This is a genomic window from Thiocapsa imhoffii, from assembly GCF_016583985.1.
GTDB classification, from domain to species: domain Bacteria; phylum Pseudomonadota; class Gammaproteobacteria; order Chromatiales; family Chromatiaceae; genus Thiocapsa; species Thiocapsa imhoffii.
This window is the reverse complement of record NZ_NRSD01000107.1, coordinates 1-531: the sequence shown is the minus strand read 5'-3', so window position 1 is coordinate 531 and position 531 is coordinate 1. Positions and strand designations below refer to the sequence as shown.

Sequence of the window (531 nt, the reverse complement as noted above, 5' to 3'; positions counted from 1 at the left end):
GCTCGATGACCCGGCGTACCCGGGGCTCCTGGAGTTTGTGGGCCAATTGATCCAGATGGGTCACGCGCTCGACGATCATCGCCTCCTTGGCCTGGTCGATCAGCGCCGCTGTGATCGGTTGGGCGCGATCGCGGCCGGCGGGGAGTTTGAAACAGGCGCGATAGGCCAAGGCATTGACCAGCCAGGGCTGACCTTGGGTCAGCTCCCAAACCCGATCCAGCGCCTCGGGGGTAAAGACCTGCCCGGTCTCGGCGGTATGCTCCAGCAGCAGGGTGCGCGTCTCGGCGGCGCTGAAGTCCCCCAGGCGGAGCGATTCGGCCTTGATGTTGAAGGCGCTACCCCCGGTGATGACCTCGCGCTCGGAGCTGGCATGAATACGGTAGTCGCGCAGGTCGCGCACCCCGCACAGAATCACGGTCTGCGGAAAGGCCGTCGGCCGTTGCGGATAGCTGGCGCGCAACTGGCGCAGCAGCGAGAGCAAGGTGTCGCCGATCAGGGCATCGACCTCGTCGAGCAGCAGTACCAGCGGCT

At 66.1% G+C, this 531-nt stretch carries 1 pseudogene; it reads right to left on the bottom strand.

Annotated features, from left to right (window positions below):
* Positions 1-531: pseudogene (locus CKO25_RS20850) on the bottom strand (ATP-binding protein); the annotation flags it as partial.